General features: G+C 60.8%; 14 protein-coding genes and 1 tRNA gene. 8 read left to right on the plus strand and 7 right to left on the minus strand.

Features of this window, described 5'->3' with window-relative positions:
• The first annotated feature begins 41 nt into the window (after positions 1-41).
• Both QO005_RS22605 and QO005_RS22610 read left to right on the plus strand, forming a co-directional pair.
• On the plus strand, positions 42-470 hold the full coding sequence (locus tag QO005_RS22605) for an Lrp/AsnC family transcriptional regulator (protein WP_307160291.1): 429 nt from the start codon (positions 42-44) through the stop codon (positions 468-470).
• A gap of 232 nt (positions 471-702) precedes the next feature.
• The gene (locus QO005_RS22610) at positions 703-2,097 is read left to right on the plus strand and encodes an MFS transporter (RefSeq protein ID WP_307160292.1); all 1,395 of its coding nucleotides are present in this window, start codon (positions 703-705) and stop codon (positions 2,095-2,097) included.
• 54 nt (positions 2,098-2,151) lie between these two features.
• On the opposite strand, the gene QO005_RS22615 is transcribed toward QO005_RS22610, so the two are convergent.
• Positions 2,152-3,147 (minus strand): DAPG hydrolase family protein, encoded by a 996-nt coding sequence (locus tag QO005_RS22615; RefSeq protein WP_307160293.1) that lies wholly within the window; start codon positions 3,145-3,147, stop codon positions 2,152-2,154.
• Between the two features lie 86 nt (positions 3,148-3,233).
• Here QO005_RS22615 and QO005_RS22620 point away from each other — a divergent pair, with 86 nt between their 5' ends.
• On the plus strand, positions 3,234-4,196 hold the full coding sequence (locus tag QO005_RS22620; RefSeq protein WP_307160294.1) for a LysR family transcriptional regulator: 963 nt from the start codon (positions 3,234-3,236) through the stop codon (positions 4,194-4,196).
• 14 nt (positions 4,197-4,210) lie between these two features.
• Here QO005_RS22620 and QO005_RS22625 read toward each other — a convergent pair.
• Together QO005_RS22625 and cpdR1 are read right to left on the minus strand one after the other, a co-directional pair.
• A tRNA-Val gene (locus QO005_RS22625) sits at positions 4,211-4,285 on the minus strand.
• Between the two features lie 83 nt (positions 4,286-4,368).
• Positions 4,369-4,731, minus strand: a complete 363-nt coding sequence (gene cpdR1, locus QO005_RS22630; protein ID WP_307160295.1) for a response regulator CpdR1 — start codon at positions 4,729-4,731, stop codon at positions 4,369-4,371.
• Positions 4,732-4,912: 181 nt separating this feature from the next.
• Between cpdR1 and QO005_RS22635 the strand changes: the two genes are divergently transcribed.
• Together QO005_RS22635 and hisN are read left to right on the plus strand one after the other, a co-directional pair.
• Positions 4,913-5,797, plus strand: a complete 885-nt coding sequence (locus QO005_RS22635) for an N-formylglutamate amidohydrolase (protein ID WP_307160296.1) — start codon at positions 4,913-4,915, stop codon at positions 5,795-5,797.
• Between the two features lie 314 nt (positions 5,798-6,111).
• Positions 6,112-6,888 carry a histidinol-phosphatase gene (gene hisN / locus QO005_RS22640; protein ID WP_307160297.1) on the plus strand — a complete coding sequence of 259 codons (777 nt, stop codon included), beginning with the start codon at positions 6,112-6,114 and terminating at the stop codon, positions 6,886-6,888.
• Here hisN and QO005_RS22645 read toward each other — a convergent pair.
• Entirely contained in the window at positions 6,883-7,872 is a 990-nt protein-coding gene (locus QO005_RS22645) for an alpha/beta fold hydrolase (RefSeq protein WP_307160298.1), read from the minus strand. The two genes, hisN and QO005_RS22645, sit on opposite strands and share 6 nt — an antisense overlap.
• A 225-nt stretch (positions 7,873-8,097) precedes the next feature.
• Here QO005_RS22645 and QO005_RS22650 point away from each other — a divergent pair, with 225 nt between their 5' ends.
• Positions 8,098-8,565 (plus strand): Hsp20 family protein, encoded by a 468-nt coding sequence (locus tag QO005_RS22650; protein ID WP_307160299.1) that lies wholly within the window; start codon positions 8,098-8,100, stop codon positions 8,563-8,565.
• A gap of 333 nt (positions 8,566-8,898) precedes the next feature.
• Here QO005_RS22650 and QO005_RS22655 read toward each other — a convergent pair whose 3' ends face one another.
• Both QO005_RS22655 and gltB read right to left on the minus strand, forming a co-directional pair.
• Positions 8,899-10,356, minus strand: a complete 1,458-nt coding sequence (locus QO005_RS22655) for a glutamate synthase subunit beta (protein ID WP_307160300.1) — start codon at positions 10,354-10,356, stop codon at positions 8,899-8,901.
• Positions 10,357-10,451: 95 nt separating this feature from the next.
• Positions 10,452-15,182 (minus strand): glutamate synthase large subunit, encoded by a 4,731-nt coding sequence (gltB, locus tag QO005_RS22660; protein ID WP_307160301.1) that lies wholly within the window; start codon positions 15,180-15,182, stop codon positions 10,452-10,454.
• A 430-nt stretch (positions 15,183-15,612) separates the two neighbouring features.
• Between gltB and QO005_RS22665 the strand changes: the two genes are divergently transcribed.
• Positions 15,613-16,659 carry a threonine aldolase family protein gene (locus tag QO005_RS22665; protein WP_307160302.1) on the plus strand — a complete coding sequence of 349 codons (1,047 nt, stop codon included), beginning with the start codon at positions 15,613-15,615 and terminating at the stop codon, positions 16,657-16,659.
• Between the two features lie 10 nt (positions 16,660-16,669).
• Here QO005_RS22665 and QO005_RS22670 read toward each other — a convergent pair whose 3' ends face one another.
• Positions 16,670-16,924 (minus strand): hypothetical protein, encoded by a 255-nt coding sequence (locus tag QO005_RS22670; RefSeq protein ID WP_307160303.1) that lies wholly within the window; start codon positions 16,922-16,924, stop codon positions 16,670-16,672.
• A 63-nt stretch (positions 16,925-16,987) separates the two neighbouring features.
• Between QO005_RS22670 and QO005_RS22675 the strand changes: the two genes are divergently transcribed.
• The coding region (locus QO005_RS22675; RefSeq protein WP_370878143.1) for a hypothetical protein at positions 16,988-17,781 on the plus strand (794 nt) is incomplete at its 3' end.

Below are 17,781 nucleotides of genomic sequence, written 5' to 3' on the forward strand. Positions count from 1 at the left end.
GGCATAATGCCGGTCCTCTTGTTCAAAATGACGGAGCGGCCATGCTCTCTGAAAAGGATCGCGACCTCATTGCCCTGCTCGGCGAAAACAGCCGTATGCCGGTGGCGACGCTGGCGAAGAAACTCGGACTTTCCCGCACCACCGTGCAGGCGCGGATCGAACGGCTGGAGCGGGATGGCGTCATTGCCGGTTATGGGCTGCGGCTGTCGGATCGCTATGCATCCTCGCTGATCCGCGCCCATATTCTCATCACCATCGCGCCCAAGGCGCTCTCCCAGGTGGTAAGCGCGCTGGAGCGCCTGAAGCCGGTGACGGCGCTGCATTCCGTCAGCGGCAATTTCGATCTCATCGCCATGATCGCCGCACCCTCGATCACCGAACTGGATCAGATCATCGACCAGATCGGCACTCTGGATGGCGTGGAGCGCACGCTCTCTTCCATCATTCTGTCGACGCGGATTTCGCGGTGAGCATTTTCAGGAAAAGTGCCTAACGGTCCTGTTCACAGGCCGGAATGGTGCCTTGAAGGGCTTTCTTCCAGGCCAGATTATGGTTATGAAAATATTGAGAATGCACCTTTTAGTGGTATTTCCATGAAGGATACTTCGAGGTTGCGTTATGCGACCGACCGTTTGCGACGGATGATTTTGAAAGACCATCGCCCGTCCATTGGCGATATGTTTTAAAGGAGGAGGAAGCAGCATGACGAAAGCAGGCACATCACCCGGCCTCGATAGCCGCACCCGCGTGAAAAAAGCGACGATCAGCGGCTGGATCGGTTCGGCGCTCGAATATTATGACTTTTTCATTTATGCCACGGCCGCCACGCTGATTTTTCCGCAGCTTTTCTTTCCCTCCACCGATCCGACCGTGGCGATCATCGCCTCCCTTGCCACCTATGGCGTTGGCTATGTGGCCCGTCCGCTCGGCGCTTTCGTGCTGGGCCATTTCGGCGACACGCTGGGGCGCAAGAAAATCCTGATTTTCTCGATGTTCCTGATGGGGTTCGCCACCGTCGGGGTTGGCCTGCTGCCCACCTATGAGCAGATCGGCCTGCTGGCGCCGGCCCTTCTGGTCATCCTGCGCCTGATCCAGGGTTTTGCCGTGGCGGGGGAGTTTTCCGGCTCAACCTGCATGATCCTCGAACATGCCCCCTTTGGCCGCCGGGGTTTCTTTGCCTCCTTCACGCTGCAAGGGGTGCAGGCCGGTCAGGTTCTGGCGGCGGCGGTGTTTTTGCCGCTGGTGCATTTCATGCCGGAACAGGCCTTTACCGGCTGGGGCTGGCGCATTCCCTTCCTGCTCAGCGTTTTTGTGATCTATGCGGCTTACGTCATTCGCCGCGAGGTGGATGAAACCCCCGCCTTTGCCGCCAATGACAGAAAGGGCGAGGTTTCCCGCTCGCCGGTGGTCGAGGTGCTGCGTCTGAACTGGACGGATATGGTGCGGGTGGCGCTGATGGCCTTGATGAATGTCATCCCCATCGTGACCTCCGTATTCGGTGCCTCTTATGCGGTGCAGCCAGCCTATGGCATCGGCATGTCCAAGGAGGTCTATCTGTGGATCCCGGTGGCGGGCAATATTCTCGCCGTGCTGGTCATTCCCTTTGTCGGCGATCTCTCGGACCGGATCGGTCGCCGTCCCTGCATCATTCTCGGGGCGCTGGGCTCAGGCCTGCTGGCCTATCCCTATCTGCTGGCCGTCAGCGCGGCCAATGTGCCGCTGGCCTTCTTCCTGGCGCTGTTGATGTGGGGCTTTGTCTATCAGGGCTATAATGCCGTCTATCCGAGTTTTTATCCGGAGCTGTTTTCCACCCGCGTCCGCGTCAGCGGGCTGGCGATTTCGCAGAACCTCGGCACCACGGCCACGGCGCTGATGCCGGCAATCTTCGCGGCCATCGCCCCTCCGGGCTCTGCCAATATTCCCTGGACCATCGGCATGTTCGCGCTTGCGGTGACGGCGATCTCGGCGCTGGCGGCGCTCACCACCCGCGAGACCTATCGGGTGCGGCTGGAAGATCTCGGCAATCCCGGTGCTGCGCCTGCCGATCACCCGGAATATCACGCCGCCCGCCAGCATGCGCGGGTGACGAAGGCCTGATCTTTTTCCCATGGCGGCGGCAGGCCTCCACCGCCATGGGAATCATCGTCCGGCTCAGCTGAACGCCTTGTGAAGCGCCGGAAGAATGCGGGCAAGGTGGTTCCACTCGGTCAGGTCGTGGACCGACATTTCATAGGCCGTCAATTCCGCCACCTGTTCATTGAAGCCGATATGCCGCAGCATGTCCGGCGCCTTTTCGGCATTGTGGAAGCGGGCGAGATCGGGATGCGAGCCGATCCAGTAGCGGCTGAGCAATTCCATGCCCGCCTTGGTATCCCGCGCCACATGCACCATCAGTGTAAAGGGAATATCCGGCATGGGCGTGGCATAGCACACGCCGCTGGCGCTGGCGGTAAAGCCCAGCCTACGCAGTTTGTCGGTATCGAAGCCCAGTTCTCCCGGATCGGTGAAGTGAATGATCGAGTCGAGCCGTGTCGGGCCGATCCATTCCTGAATGCGGTTGGGATTGCCGAACAGCCGCTTTTCATAGCTCAGCGCACTGTTTGCCAGCCGGGCGGGATCCTCCACCGAATTGTCGATATGCGACTGCGGGAACCACAGCATATACCGTTCTTTCTCAATGGGATGCCAGGTGAACCACCATTTGAACATCTCCGTCGTCACATTCGGCATGACGATCCGGCTCTGGGCATAGGCCATCTGATCGCCCAGAACCGCATAGCCGTTATCGGGCGTCTTGTAGGCCGGGTCGATCAGGCGGTTGAGATTTTCGGCGCTCGGCGTCAGCACCTGCGACGGATCGAGCGGGCCGGAGGCGATTTTCGCGGCTGCCAGCGAAGGCACCGAAAGATCGGCATCCAGATGCGCCGCATAGGGCTTGGCGCGCACGGCCTTTTCGTTTTCCTTGTACTGCTTCTGGCTGACCAGCGGCAGATAGGTCACGGCGCTCCAGTCGCCATAACGATCCCGGCGTTTGGCCGGGCCGGCCTGCTTGGCCTCTGCGCTGCCCTGGCTGGCCAGCATGGCGCCAGCCCCGGCCACAGCCAGGGGTGAAGCCTTGATCAGCGTGCGGCGATTGATTGTCGACATGGGGTCTCCTCCATCTTTTCCCTTGTTTGAGGATAGAGGCGAGCGCAAAATCAATCCAATCGATCACGATGATAAAGAAAATCGATATGGATGATATTGCCGGTTTCGATCTCAATCTGCTGACTGCCTTCGATGCGCTTTTGCGGGAAAGAAGCGTGTCACTGGCGGCCAGGCGGCTCGGTCTCGGCCAGCCGGCCATGAGCCATCATCTGGCGCGGCTGCGCAAAATGCTGGACGATGATGTGCTGGTCAGGGCTGGCGGCGCCATGGTGCCAACCGCGAGAGCCTTGGCCATGGAACCCGAGGTGCGTGCCATCCTGCGCCGCATCCACAGCGTTCTTGGCGCGGAACAGGTTTTCGACCCGGTCCGGGCGGAGCTGGAATTCCGGCTGGGCGTGACGGACAGTGTCGAGGCCATTCTGGTGCCTGCCATCGCCGCCGCCCTGGCATCGGCTGCGCCGGGAGTAAGGCTCAGGCTGGTGGCGGTGGAGGAAGGAGGGGCAGCGGACGGGCTTGACAGCGACCGTTTCGATCTTGCCGTGGGGGTTTTTGCCGGGGGCCGCAACCACCACAAGCGGCGGGTGATCTATCGGGACGATTTTCAGGCCGTCTACAATCCGCGCCTCGTCACCATCGAAGGCGATCTTTCGCTTGCGGATTATGGTCGCTATCCTTTGCTGATCGTCAAGCCCGGTACAGCCGACCCCTTGCTGCAGGGGCTGCGGAAAAAGGGGCTGGTTCCCCGCGCGACCGTCTTCACGCCACGCCTGATGAGCGCGCCTTTCATTGCCCAGCGCACGCCGCTCATTGCCACGGTGCACACCCAGGTAGCCCGGCTTTTCGCCGAGAATTTCGATCTGGTCACCAGGCCGGTGCCGCCTGGGCTTGGCCTGCCACCGGCGCTGCTGGTCATGCTCTGGCACGCCGCCAGCGATCATCTTCCCGCCCATCAATGGATGCGTGATCTTGTTCTTTCCTCGCTGGAGGGCATGCGGCGGGAAACGGAAAGAGGTGCCGAAATGCAAAAGGGCTCAGCAGTTTCCCGCTAAGCCCTTGAAAAGGATGGTGGGCGTGACAAGGATCGAACTTGTGACCCCTACGATGTCAACGTAGTGCTCTCCCGCTGAGCTACACGCCCATCCGTTGAAGCGGCATAGACCATAAAAGCCCGAGCCGCGTCAACTGGTTTTTTGGCGGCCTTCTCAAGAAAGGCCTAAGTGCTTATGCAGCAAGCAATTTGTTGACTTCGTTGACCAGGTCGCGCAGGTGGAAGGGCTTGGAGAGAACCTTCGCATCCTTGGGGGCCTTCGAATCCGCGTTCAGCGCTACGGCGGCAAAGCCGGTGATGAACATTACCTTGAGGTCGGGGTCCAGTTCGGTGGCGCGGCGCGCAAGCTCGATGCCATCCATTTCCGGCATGACGATATCGGTCAGCAGCAGCGAAAAGGGCTCCTCGCGCAGCCGGTCATAGGCGCTTGCGCCATTGTCGAAGGAGGAGACCTTGTACCCGGCCTTTTCCAGCGCCTTCACCAGAAAGCGGCGCATGTCGTTGTCGTCTTCGGCGAGAAGGATTTTCTGAGTCATTGAAGGACCGTTACTCAACATAGGATCGTGGTGATGTCAGCTTTCCCAAATATTCCACTCTCTGTAAATATCCTGTGAAAGGGGAAAGTGTAGGGGGTGAAGCCGTGATATGGACTTCAAATGCACCCGCTGGCAACATATGTTACACGTCATCATCACGATTTGGTAAAGAAGAGGCGCAATGGAGCCGGGTGCTGCGGATTTCAAGCTGTTTGAAGTGCTGGAACCCGCGCGTCAGACAATTCCCTTCGTCTATAACTCCCCCCATAGCGGTCGCCATTATCCACAGGAGTTTTTGGAAAGCTCCCGGCTGGACGGGGTTTCGATTCGCCGGTCGGAGGATCATTTCGTCGATGAACTCTTTGCCGATGCACCGCTGCGCGGCGCGCCGCTTCTGGTGGCGCATTTCCCCCGCGCCTATGTGGATGTCAATCGAGAGCCCTATGAACTCGATCCGCGCATGTTCACCGGGCCGCTGCCTTCCTACGCCAACAGCAATTCGGTGCGCGTGGCGGGCGGGCTCGGCACCATTCCGCGCATCGTTGCCGAAAACATGGAAATCTATCAGCGCCGGCTGACGGTGGAAGAGGGGCTGTCGCGCATCGAGCAGATCTACAAGCCCTATCACGCCTGCCTGCGGCGGCTGGTGGCGCGCACCCATGCCGAGTTCGGCACGGCCATTCTGATCGATTGCCATTCCATGCCCGGCAATATCCGGGTGGCGGGCTCGGGTCTCAGGCCGGATTTCATCATCGGCGACCGTTATGGCACCAGCGCCTCTGCCGAACTCACCCAGGCCGCGCTGGAGATCCTGGCGGATTTCGGCTTCACCGCCGTGCGTAACAAGCCCTATGCCGGTGGTTTCATCACCGAACATTATGGCCGCCCGGCGCGTGCCCTGCATGCGCTGCAGATCGAGATCAACCGCGCCATCTATGTGGACGAGGAGACGCTGGAGCGGCGGCGGGATTTTGCGCTGCTGGCAGAGATTCTCTCCAGCTTCATTCAGCGCATGGCCCTTTATGCCGCCGATCTGGGCGGCGACGGCGCGCTGGCAGCGGAATAAGCCTCATCGCCTTTTTCCACTTTTCCTGGAGCGTTTTATAGGTCTCCCCGGCACTTTCCTCTGTGGCGCAGGCAAAAAAAACCGCGCCAGAAGCGCGGTTGAAGTCTAGGGAGGAAACACCCAAGGAGGGTATTTACAGTCGGAAGACTGTAGGATCATCATATTTTGCGCCGCACAAATGTCAAGTGCTTTGTCATTTTTTTATGCAGGCACAAGGAATAGGCATTTTTTCTCCGGCCAATCCTATCTCCGCAGCTCTTCACAGCGTCTATGTCACGCTTTAAGGAAACATCAGACACCGGGAGAGACCAAGCATGCGACCAGACCGAGCCTTTTTTGACCGCCTCGCCGACTCCGCGCGGGGGGAGACCCTGCCGCGCTTCCGCACTGGCCTTGACGTGGTCAACAAGGATGCCGGGGGCTATGATCCGGTGACGGAAGGCGACCGCGCCGCCGAAACCGCCATTCGCGCTTTGATCGAGGCGGAATTTCCCGATCACGGCATTCTGGGGGAAGAGCATGAGAATGTCGGGCTGGAACGGTCTTCGCTCTGGGTGATCGATCCTATCGACGGCACGCGGGCCTTCATTTCCGGCTTGCCGACCTGGGGCACGCTCATCGGCTTTCGCGAGAATGGCCGCTCGGTGATGGGCATGATGGACCAGCCATTTACCGGCGAGCGCTATTTCGCCGATGGCAAGGCTTCCTGGTATCGCGGCCCGGACGGCGAACGGCAGCTTGCGACGCGCGCCTGCAAGAGCTTGTCGGACGCCATCCTCTTCACCACCTCGCCGGATATTTTCGAGCCGGAGGACAAGCGCTGCTTCGAGGCGGTCCGCGGCAAGGCCCGGCTGACGCGCTACGGCGTGGATTGTTATGCCTATGCGCTGCTGGCGGCGGGTTTTGTCGATCTCGTCATTGAAACCGGTCTGAAGCCCTATGATGTCGGGGCGCTGATCCCGATCATCGAGCAGGCGGGCGGCGTGTTCACCACCTGGGATGGCGGCCCGGCAGAGCAGGGCGGGGCGGTGGTTGCCGCCAGTTCCCGCGCCCTGCATGAGGAAGTGATCGCGTTCTTGCAGGCCTCATAAGGCCTGCTGCTCGGTCTCGTCTTCTTCGCCGCCTAGGCTTTCCGCAGCGTCGCTGCCGGGAATGAAGGCATGGATGGCAGCCAGCGCCTGTTCCCGGTAGCGATCCTGCTCCTGCAGAACCTCATGGCGCGCACCGGGAATGGGCAGCAATTGACAGGCGCGAAAATGCCGGGCCAGTTGTTCCTGCGCCACAAACGGCACCACGCCATCCTGCATGGGTGCCAGAAGCAGGGTGGGGATGGTAATCCGCGTCAGATGGTCCGGACTGTTGACCCGGCGAATGGCCTTGTCGCATTCATGCAGCCATCGGGCTGAGGGTGGACCAAGCGCCAGTGCCGGTACGCCGGTGACAATGTTGACATTGCGCATGAAGCGGTCAGCATCGGTGGTCAGCGGATTGTTGTCGAAGGCAGGCGGCTTGCCGCCTTTCGAAAGGGCCATATTGCCCACGCCCAGCAGGCAGGCAAAGCGCGCCAGGGCGAAGATTTTCGATGCCGCCATGATTTCCCCGTGCAGCCCGACAAAGGGCGCGGAGAGCACCATGCGCTGAATGCGATTGCCCAATTTGGGCGCGGTGGCCAGCGCAATCAGCCCGCCGGTGGAATGGGCCATCAGAAACAGCGGCAAGCGCGCATCCGGCAGGGCCACCTTTTCCAGAAAGCTTTCCAGATCCCTCTCATAATCGGTAAAGCGACGCACATGACCGCGCAGCGGATCCTTCAGCGGCCGGTCGGAGAGGCCCTGGCCACGCAGATCGTAGGTCGCCACCCAGAGACCCTTCCTGGTCAGGTCGCGGATCGTCTCGGCATATTTTTCGATGCATTCGCTGCGTCCATGCACCAGCACCACCGTCCCCTTGCTGGGGTAGGTTGTGCCCTTGAAGACGGCGTAGCGCAGCCGCGCCCCGTCATGGCTTTCGAAATAGCCGGCGCGGTGCGGGTCCGGCAACGGATTGCCGGGAATATCGTGCAGGATCTTGTCCATGGGCAAGCCTCTTTGTCCCCCGGTTATTTCTAGGCTTTTGTGCCGGTTCCCGTCAAAGGGAAAGCGTCGCCCCGGGAAAACACCGGGGGTCTTGACGTCGCGCATCGCCATTCCCATCTGAGATCTGCGGGCGCCGAAAGGGCCTGCCAGCACCGCCCGATACCGCCAGCGAAAGGGGTATTGGGCCGTCATTTATCGCAATCGTCGCTTCTCAGGAGGACATCCATGCGTCACGTTGATTTTTCCCCGCTCTATCGCTCCACCGTTGGCTTCGACCGCCTGTTCACCATGCTGGACAGTCTCGGCCAGCCGGATCAGGCCCAGAGCTATCCGCCCTACAATATCGAGCGCACCGGCGAGAACACTTACCGCATCACCATGGCGGTGGCCGGTTTCGATGAACGCGAACTCAGCATCGAAGCCCATGCCCATGTGCTGACCGTCAAGGGTGAAAAGGCCGAGGATGAGCCTGCCGAGCAGACTGAATTCCTCTATCGCGGCATTGCCAAGCGCGCTTTCGAGCGCCGCTTCCAGCTTGCCGACCATGTGGAAGTCACTGCCGCATCGCTCAAAAACGGCCTGCTGCACATCGATCTCTTGCGCAATATTCCCGAAGCCATGAAGCCGCGCCGGATCGCGATTTCCGCCGAGCCCGTCAGCGCGCCGAAGGCCATCGAGGCCAAGCTCGCCTGATCGTCGCAAGGGTTGAAAAGATGATAAGGGGTGGCCTTCGGGTCACCCCTTTTTATTTCCCCTGACATCATATTCCAGGTCAAGCCTGAGGATGGCGGAGAGTATGAGGATCAGAAGGTGCAAAAAAGCGGCCCGAAGGCCGCCCTTTTTACGTCTATCCGGCTTAGAGCGTTTCAGTGTTTCATGGAAACACTGAAACGCTCTAACTCTTTGTTTTTACGCATTTCCGGACGGAAAACCGGTATCCACTTTTTCTGGAAATGCTCTATCTATTTGTTTTTACGCAGTCCGGACGCAAAACCGCTAACGCACTTTTGCTGGACGTGCTCTAGATCACCGCGGCAGAACCGTCGATCCCATCAGTGCTTCGTCGATGGCGCGGGCCGCCTGGCGACCTTCGCGGATGGCCCAGACCACCAGCGACTGGCCCCGGCGCACGTCGCCTGCGGCCCAGAGCTTGTCCACGGAGGTGCGGTAATCGCGGTCATTGGCGACCACATTGGTGGAGCCGCGCTTGTCGGTATTGAGCGTCAGCTTGTCACCCAGATCCTTCAGTACGCTGTCGGTGAAGGGACCGGAAAAGCCGATGGCGATGAAGGCGAGGTCGGCCTTGATGATGAATTCCGTGCCCGCAACCGGACGGCGGCGCTCGTCCACCTGGCAGCACTTCACGCCGGTCAGCACGCCATCCTCGTCGCCTACGAATTCCAGCGTGCCCACCTGAAACTCCCGCACAGCCCCTTCGGCCTGGCTGGAGGAGGTGCGCATCTTGGTGGCCCAGAAGGGCCAGACGGCAAGCTTGTCTTCCTTTTCCGGCGGACGCGGGCGAATGTCGAGCTGCGTGACCTTTACCGCACCCTGGCGGAAGGCAGTGCCCACGCAGTCTGAGGCCGTATCGCCGCCACCGACCACGACGACATGCTTGCCGCCCGCCAAGATCGGCTCGGACGGCCAGCCGGCGCTGTCGATGTTTTCGCGGCCCACGCGGCGGTTCTGCTGCACCAGATAGGGCATGGCATCATAGACGCCGTGGAATTCCACGCCGGGAATACCGGCCTCGCGCGGGGTTTCCGAGCCGCCGCAATAGAGAACGGCATCGTAATCGGCAAGCAGCGTGTCCATGGTCACATCCACGCCGACATTGATGCCGCAATGGAAGGTGACGCCTTCGCCCTTGATCTGCTCGACGCGGCGGTCGATGAAGTTCTTCTCCATCTTGAAGTCCGGAATGCCGTAGCGCAGCAGGCCGCCGGGCTTGGTTTCGCGCTCATAGACATGCACCTCATGACCGGCGCGGCCAAGCTGCTGGGCAGCGGCCAGACCCGAGGGGCCGGAACCGATGATGGCGACCTTCTTACCGGTCTTGATGGTGGCGGGCTGCGGCACGATGAAGCCCAGCTCATAGGCCTTGTCGGCAATGGCCTGTTCCACCGTCTTGATGGCAACGGGCGTATCTTCCAGGTTCAGCGTGCAGGCTTCCTCGCAAGGGGCGGGGCAGACGCGGCCGGTAAATTCCGGGAAGTTGTTGGTGGAGTGGAGGTTGCGGATCGCCTCTTCCCACTTGTTATTATAGACCAGATCGTTCCAGTCCGGGATCTGGTTATGCACCGGACAGCCGGTCGGGCCGTGGCAATAGGGAATGCCGCAATCCATGCAGCGCGCCGCCTGCTTGGTCACTTCGGCATCCGACATCGGAATGGTGAATTCGCGGAAGTGACGGATACGATCCGATGCAGGCTGGTACTTTGCCACCTGCCGGTCGATTTCCATGAAACCAGTAACCTTGCCCATTTTCTCGTCCTGCTAAACTGAAACCTCTGTTCCACGGCGGCATGGCCTGCCGTGCGTGAAGGCATCCCGGAGGCCGGGATGCCGAGGCTTGAAAATCACTCGGCGGCAACGCCCATGCGCATGCGTTCCATTTCTTCCAGCGCGCGGCGGTATTCCACCGGCATGACCTTGCGGAACTTCGGGCGATAGTCTGCCCAATTGTCCAGGATCTGCTTGGCGCGGGTGGAGCCCGTGTAATGCAGATGGTTGGAGACCAGCTGGTAGAGACGCTCCTCGTCATGGCGGGTCATGTCTTCCGATACGTCCACCAGACCCTTGTGCATGATGTCGCCGCCATGGTGATGCAGCTTTTCCAGCATGTCGTCTTCTTCCGGCACCGGCTCCAGCTCGACCATGGCCATGTTGCAGCGCTTGGCGAAATCGCCCTTCTCATCGAGAACATAGGCCACGCCGCCGGACATGCCGGCTGCGAAGTTGCGGCCCGTCTCGCCGATGACGACGACGACACCGCCGGTCATGTATTCGCAGCCATGATCGCCTACGCCTTCGACAACCGCGATGGCGCCGGAATTGCGTACGGCAAAGCGTTCACCGGCCACGCCGCGGAAATAGCATTCACCGGAAATCGCGCCGTAGAGCACAGTATTGCCGACGATGATCGAGTTTTCCGCGACGATGCGGGCGTTTTCCGGCGGGCGCACGATGATGCGGCCACCGGAGAGGCCCTTGCCGACATAGTCATTGCCGTCACCGACCAGATCGAAGGTCACGCCGCGGGCGAGGAAGGCCCCGAAGGACTGACCGGCCGTGCCCTTCAGGGTCACATGGATGGTGTCGTCCTTCAGGCCTTTATGGCCGTAGCGCTTGGCCACTTCGCCGGACAGCATGGCGCCTGCCGAGCGGTCGACATTCTTGATATCGACATCGAACACCACCGGCTGCTTGCTTTCGAGTGCCGGCATGGCCTTCTCGATCAGCTTGCGGTCGAGAATATCGGTGATCGGGTGCTGCTGGCGTTCGGTCCAGTAGGTTGCGGCCTTGGGAGCCGGAACCTTGTGGAAGATCTTGGTGAAGTCCAGACCCTTGGCCTTCCAATGCGCCAGCATCTCGTCCTTTTCGAGGATTTCGGAGGCGCCGATGATCTCGTCCAGCTTGGTAAAGCCCAGCGAAGCGAGAATTTCGCGCACTTCCTCGGCCACGAAGAAGAAGTAGTTGATCACATGTTCCGGCGTGCCCTTGAAGCGCTTGCGCAGAACCGGGTCCTGCGTGGCAACGCCCACGGGGCAAGTGTTCAGGTGGCACTTGCGCATCATGATGCAGCCTGCGGCAATCAGCGGTGCGGTGGCAAAGCCGAATTCGTCGGCCCCGAGCAATGCGCCGATGATGACGTCACGACCGGTCTTCAAACCGCCATCCACCTGCAGCGCGATGCGCGAACGCAGACCGTTCAGCACCAGCGTCTGCTGGGTTTCGGCAAGGCCGATTTCCCAGGGGCTGCCGGCGTGCTTCAGCGAGGTGAGCGGGGAAGCGCCCGTGCCGCCGTCGAAACCGGCCACGGTAATGTGGTCGGCGCGGGCCTTGGCAACGCCTGCCGCAACGGTTCCGACGCCCACTTCCGACACCAGCTTCACCGAAATATCGGCAGCCGGGTTGACGTTTTTCAGGTCGTAAATCAGCTGCGCCAGATCTTCGATCGAGTAGATGTCATGATGCGGCGGCGGCGAGATAAGGCCCACACCCGGCGTGGAGTGACGGGTCTTGGCAACCGTTGCATCCACCTTGTGGCCGGGCAGCTGGCCGCCTTCGCCGGGCTTGGCACCCTGCGCCACCTTGATCTGCAACATATCGGCATTGACCAGATATTCGGTGGTGACACCGAAACGGCCAGAGGCGATCTGCTTGATGGCCGAGCGTTCCGGGTTCATCGAACCATCGGCCAGCGGCATGTAGCGATCGCTTTCCTCGCCGCCTTCGCCGGTGTTGGACTTGCCGCCGATCCGGTTCATGGCGATGGCCAGCGTCGTATGCGCCTCGCGGCTGATCGAGCCGAAGGACATGGCGCCGGTGGCGAAACGCTTGACGATTTCGGCTGCCGGTTCGACCGCATCGATGGAAACGGGCTTGCGGCCCAGCTGCTCCGCCGACTTGATCTTGAACAGGCCGCGAATGGTGTTCATGCGCAGCGAGGTCTCGTTGACCATTTTCGCGAATTCGCGGTAGCGGTCCTGGCTGTTGCCGCGCACGGCATGTTGCAGGGCCGCGATGGAATCCGGGCTCCAGGCATGGTTTTCGCCGCGCATGCGGTAGGCATATTCGCCACCGATCTCCAGCGTGTTCGCCAGAACCGGGTCCTTGCCGAAGGCGGAACGGTGACGGGCTACAGTCTCCTCGGCGATTTCGGCCAGGCCCACGCCTTCGATGGTGGTGGCGGTGCCGAAGAAATACTTCTCCACCAGATCCGACGACAGGCCGACCGCATCGAAGATCTGCGCGCCGCAATAGGACTGGTAGGTGGAAATGCCCATCTTGGACATGACCTTGAGAATGCCCTTACCCACTGCCTTGATGTAGCGATAGACCACTTCATCCTCGGAAACTTCCGGCGGGAAAGCGCCATGCTTGTGCATGTCGAGCAGCGTATCGAAGGCGAGATAGGGGTTGATGGCTTCCGCGCCGAAACCGGCAAGGCAGCAGAAATGGTGGATTTCACGCGGCTCGCCCGATTCCACCACGATGCCCACCGAGGTGCGCAGGCCCTTGCGGATCAGGTGGTGATGCACGGCGGCGGTGGCGAGAAGCGCCGGGATGGCGATGCGGTCCGGACCGATCTGCCGGTCGGAGAGCACGATGATGTTGTAGCCGCCGCGCACGGCCGCTTCCGCCCGCTCGCAGAGCCTGTCCAGCATCTCCGGCATGCCTTCGGCGCCGCGCTCCACATCATAGGTGAAGTCCAGCGTCTTGGTGTCGAAACGGTCTTCCATGTGGCCGATGGAGCGGATCTTTTCCAGATCGCCATTGGTCAGGATGGGCTGGCGAACTTCCATGCGCTTGGCATTGGCCATGCCCTCATGGTCGAGAATGTTCGGACGCGGACCGATGAAGGAGACGAGGCTCATCACCAGCTCTTCGCGGATCGGGTCGATAGGGGGATTGGTCACTTGCGCGAAGTTCTGCTTGAAATAGGTATAGAGCAGCTTCGACTTTTCCGACATGGCCGAAATCGGCGTATCGGTGCCCATGGAGCCCACGGCCTCCTGGCCGGTGGTGGCCATGGGCGACATCAGGATATGGGTGTCTTCGCGGGTGTAGCCGAAGGCCTGCTGGCGGTCGAGCAGCGAGACGTCGCGGCGCAGCGCGCGCGGTTCCACCGGCTTCAGGTCTTCGAGAATGAGCTGGGTGCGGTCCAGCCACGTCCGGTAGGGGTGCTTGGTGGCAAGGCTGGACTTCACTTCCTCGTCGGAAATGATGCGGCCTTCCTGCATATCGATCAGCAGCATCTTGCCGGGCTGCAAGCGCCACTTCTTGACGATCTTTTCCTCCGGCACGGGGAGCGTACCGGCTTCCGAGGCGAGGATCACCCGGTCGTCATCGGTCACGAGATAGCGGGCCGGGCGCAGCCCGTTGCGGTCCAGCGTCGCGCCGATCTGGCGGCCATCGGTGAAGCAGACGGCAGCCGGGCCATCCCACGGCTCCATCAGGGCGGCGTGATATTCGTAGAAGGCCTTGCGTTCGGGGCTCATCAACTGGTTGCCGGCCCAGGCTTCCGGGATCAGCATCATCACGGCATGCGCCATGGAATAGCCGCCACGCAGCAGGAATTCCAGCGCATTGTCGAAGCAGGCGGTATCGGACTGGCCTTCATAGGAAATCGGCCAGAGCTTGGAAATGTCATCGCCGAACAGCGGCGACGTAACAGAAGCCTGACGCGCCGCCATCCAGTTGACATTGCCGCGCAGCGTGTTGATTTCGCCGTTATGGGCGACCATGCGGTAAGGATGGGCCAGCTTCCACGACGGGAAAGTGTTGGTGGAGAAGCGCTGGTGCACCAGCGCCACCGCGCTTTCGAAGCGCGGATCGGCGAGGTCCTTGTAATAGGCACCCACCTGATAGGCGAGGAACATGCCCTTGTAGACGATGGTGGTGGCCGAGAGCGAGACCGGATAGAAGCCGGTTTCCTGACCGCCGAATTCGTCATAGATGCGGTTCGAGATCACCTTGCGCAGCAGGAAGAGGCGACGCTCGAAGGCATCCAGCGTCGCGGCATCGCGGCCAGCGCCGATAAAGACCTGGATATGGCGCGGCTCGGTGGCGGCAATGTCGGGCGCCTTGGAGAGCGATGCATTGTCCACCGGCACGTCGCGGTAGCCGATCAGATGCTGGCCTTCCGCCGCGCAAACCTCGGCAATGACCTTTTTGAAATGGGCAATCTGCTCCTCATCCTGCGGGAAGAAGAAGTGACCGACCGCATATTCACCGGCCTTGGGCAGGGTAATGCCCTGCTTTGCCATTTCCTCGCGGAAGAAGCGGTCCGGAATCTGCACCAGAATGCCCGCGCCATCGCCCATCAGCGGATCGGCGCCGACAGCGCCGCGATGGGTGAGGTTTTCGAGGATGAACAACCCGTCCTTGACGATCTGGTGCGACTTCTCACCCTTCATATGGGCAATAAAGCCGACGCCGCAGGCATCGTGCTCGTTACGCGGATCGTAAAGACCCTGCGCCATCGGCAGGCCGGAAAAGGATTTCGCCGGAGCCGTCGCGGGAGGACATTGGGCGGGCGCATGCGCAGCGCTTGCAGCTTCGCTCTCGGGCATCATCTTCGTCATCGTCTTCCCTCCGGTTCGGGCCTTTGGTGCAGGCCGCCGTCATACCGCGCTGTTGGCGCCCGCAGCCGCAGCTTTCCGCTGCATCCTTGTTGCATTCCTTAACAGGAGTTTAACATCAGGACGGCGGCAAGCGAAGAGGCTGGAGCGCTTTTCGTCGAATTAGGTCAGAAAGATTGACCTAATTTCGCTCTTTATATGACAGAAAGCTGTGCGGGGCGCAAGCGCTTCAACGGGCAAGGGAACAGGGTTCACGAAAGAAAATTATGCCCGGTGGGGCTGTTTCACCTTTTTCTTGCGCGGGCCCGTGCCTTTCGCTCCCGATCTTGCGGTTTGTGCGGATCGGCGATCTCTTCGGAAAAGGACGATTGAAGACCGGGCTGAAACTGCCTAAACCTTGGCTTCCCTTGCATTTATGACAGGATGTCATCGCATGTTCTTCGCTTCCGATAATTGGGCCGGCGCTCATCCCGCCATCGCGGAAAGCCTTGTGCGGGAGGCCTCCGGCTATGCCAGCGCCTATGGCACCAGCGATCTCGACCGCCGGATCGAATCCGAGTTCAACACGATCTTCGAGCGTGAGGTGTCGGTCTTCTTCGTTGGCACCGGCACGGCGGCCAATTCCCTGGCGCTGGCCAGCGTGGCGCGCGCCGGCGGCGTGACCTTCTGTCACTTCGATGCGCATGTGAATGCAGACGAGGGTGGCGCGCCGGAATATCTCACCCATGCCAGCCGCCTCTATCCGGTAGAGGGCGAAAACGGCAAGCTCGATCCCGAGGCGCTGAAAACCGCCGTGTCGCGCTTCGATGTCCCCTCGGTGCATCAGGGCCGGCCCATGGCCATCACCATGACGCAGGCCACCGAGGCCGGCACCATCTACACGCTGGATGAAATCGCCGAGATTGGCATCATCGCCAAATCCCGCCGCCTGCCGCTGCATATGGATGGTGCGCGCTTCGCCAATGCGCTGGTGGCGCTGGATTGCACTCCTGCGGAGATGACCTGGAAGCGCGGCGTCGATATCCTCTCCTTCGGCGCCACCAAGAACGGCTGCTGGTGTGCGGAGGCCATCGTCTTCTTCAATCCGGAGATGGCCGAGGAAATGCCCTATATCCGCAAGCGCTCCGCTCAACTCTTTTCCAAGACGCGCTTCGTCTCCGCCCAGCTCGATGCCTATCTCAAGGACGGTCTCTGGCTGGATCTCGCCCGCCACGCCAATCAGGTGGCGGACCGGCTGCGGGCCGGTCTTTCCGCCAGCAACCGCGCCCGGCTTGCGTGGAACACCGATAGCAACGAGGTCTTTGCCGTCGTTGGCCGCGATGCCGCGAAGGCCGCCGAAGCCCAGGGCGCAAAGTTCTACGAATGGCTGCCGCCGCGGGAAAACCCACATCTGGTGGGGGAAAACGAGGTGCTGATCCGTCTGGTGACCAGCTTTGCCAGCACCGATGAAGACGTGGATCGCTTTCTGGAGCTTTTATAAAAAAACCTTTTCAGATTTGTTCTTTTCGTCGGCCCGGTGACACTTCCGTCACCGGGCCGACTGTCGTTTGTGAAGCAGATTTTGAACCTGCGGTCGTCTCGAACATGCTCCCAGTCTGCAGTTGTTTCTGCTCGCCGTCCGGCACATGGAACTGCTCCGTAAAAGTCTGAATGTTGAACAACGCCCAAAATTTGACGGTCGTTCTTGCGTTGCGCTCAACAACCCATGCTTGTAAATAGGATCTATTTTCCTCGATTATCGCCATCACCGGACTAAACGAATGAACTTTCGCGGTTCGGATAGAAAACTTTGTTTCAGGAGATATTCCGTGAATTACGCACCCCCACTTTTCGCCAATCCCTTACCGGCCTACGGAGGCGCTTATGCGACCGCATTCCAGCCGCAGTCCGTTGCCAACCATGGTTACAACAATCCGGCTGTCCGCATCGGGCAGCATTTTCTTCCGTTGCGCGTAGCGCCAGGCTATGGCTATCATCAGGCTTATGTTCCGGCTCAGACCGCTGTCATGCCGCAGGGCTTTTTCGGTGATCTCATCGGCCAGGGCGCGTCTGCCGTTGGTTCGATGATCGGCAATATGATCGTGCCTGGTTTGGGCGGTCAGATCGGTGGTGCGATCGGCAATGCCGTTGGCGGCATCGGCCAGCAGCTCATCCCCTTCAGTGTGGCGCCGGGCTATGGCTATCAGCCGGTGTCGCAGACGGTTTACAGTCCGGTTGCGGCCACTGTTACGCCGCAGGGCTTTTTCGGTGATCTCATCGGCCAGGGCGCGTCTGCCGTTGGTTCGATGATCGGCAACATGATCGTGCCGGGCTTCGGCGGCCAGATCGGCGGCGCGATTGGAAATGCCGCTGGCGGCATCGCCCAGCAGCTCATTCCGTTCAGCGTTGCGCCGGGCTATGGCTACCAGCCGGTGTCGCAGGCAGTATATAGCCCGGTTGCGGCCACCGTTACGCCGCAGGGCTTTTTCGGTGATCTCATCGGCCAGGGCGCGTCTGCTGTTGGCTCTATGATCGGCAACATGATCGTGCCGGGCTTCGGCGGCCAGATCGGCGGCGCGATTGGAAATGCCGCTGGCGGCATCGCCCAGCAGCTCATTCCGTT

The sequence above is a fragment of the Allorhizobium paknamense genome (assembly GCF_030815125.1).
Taxonomy (GTDB): domain Bacteria; phylum Pseudomonadota; class Alphaproteobacteria; order Rhizobiales; family Rhizobiaceae; genus Allorhizobium; species Allorhizobium paknamense.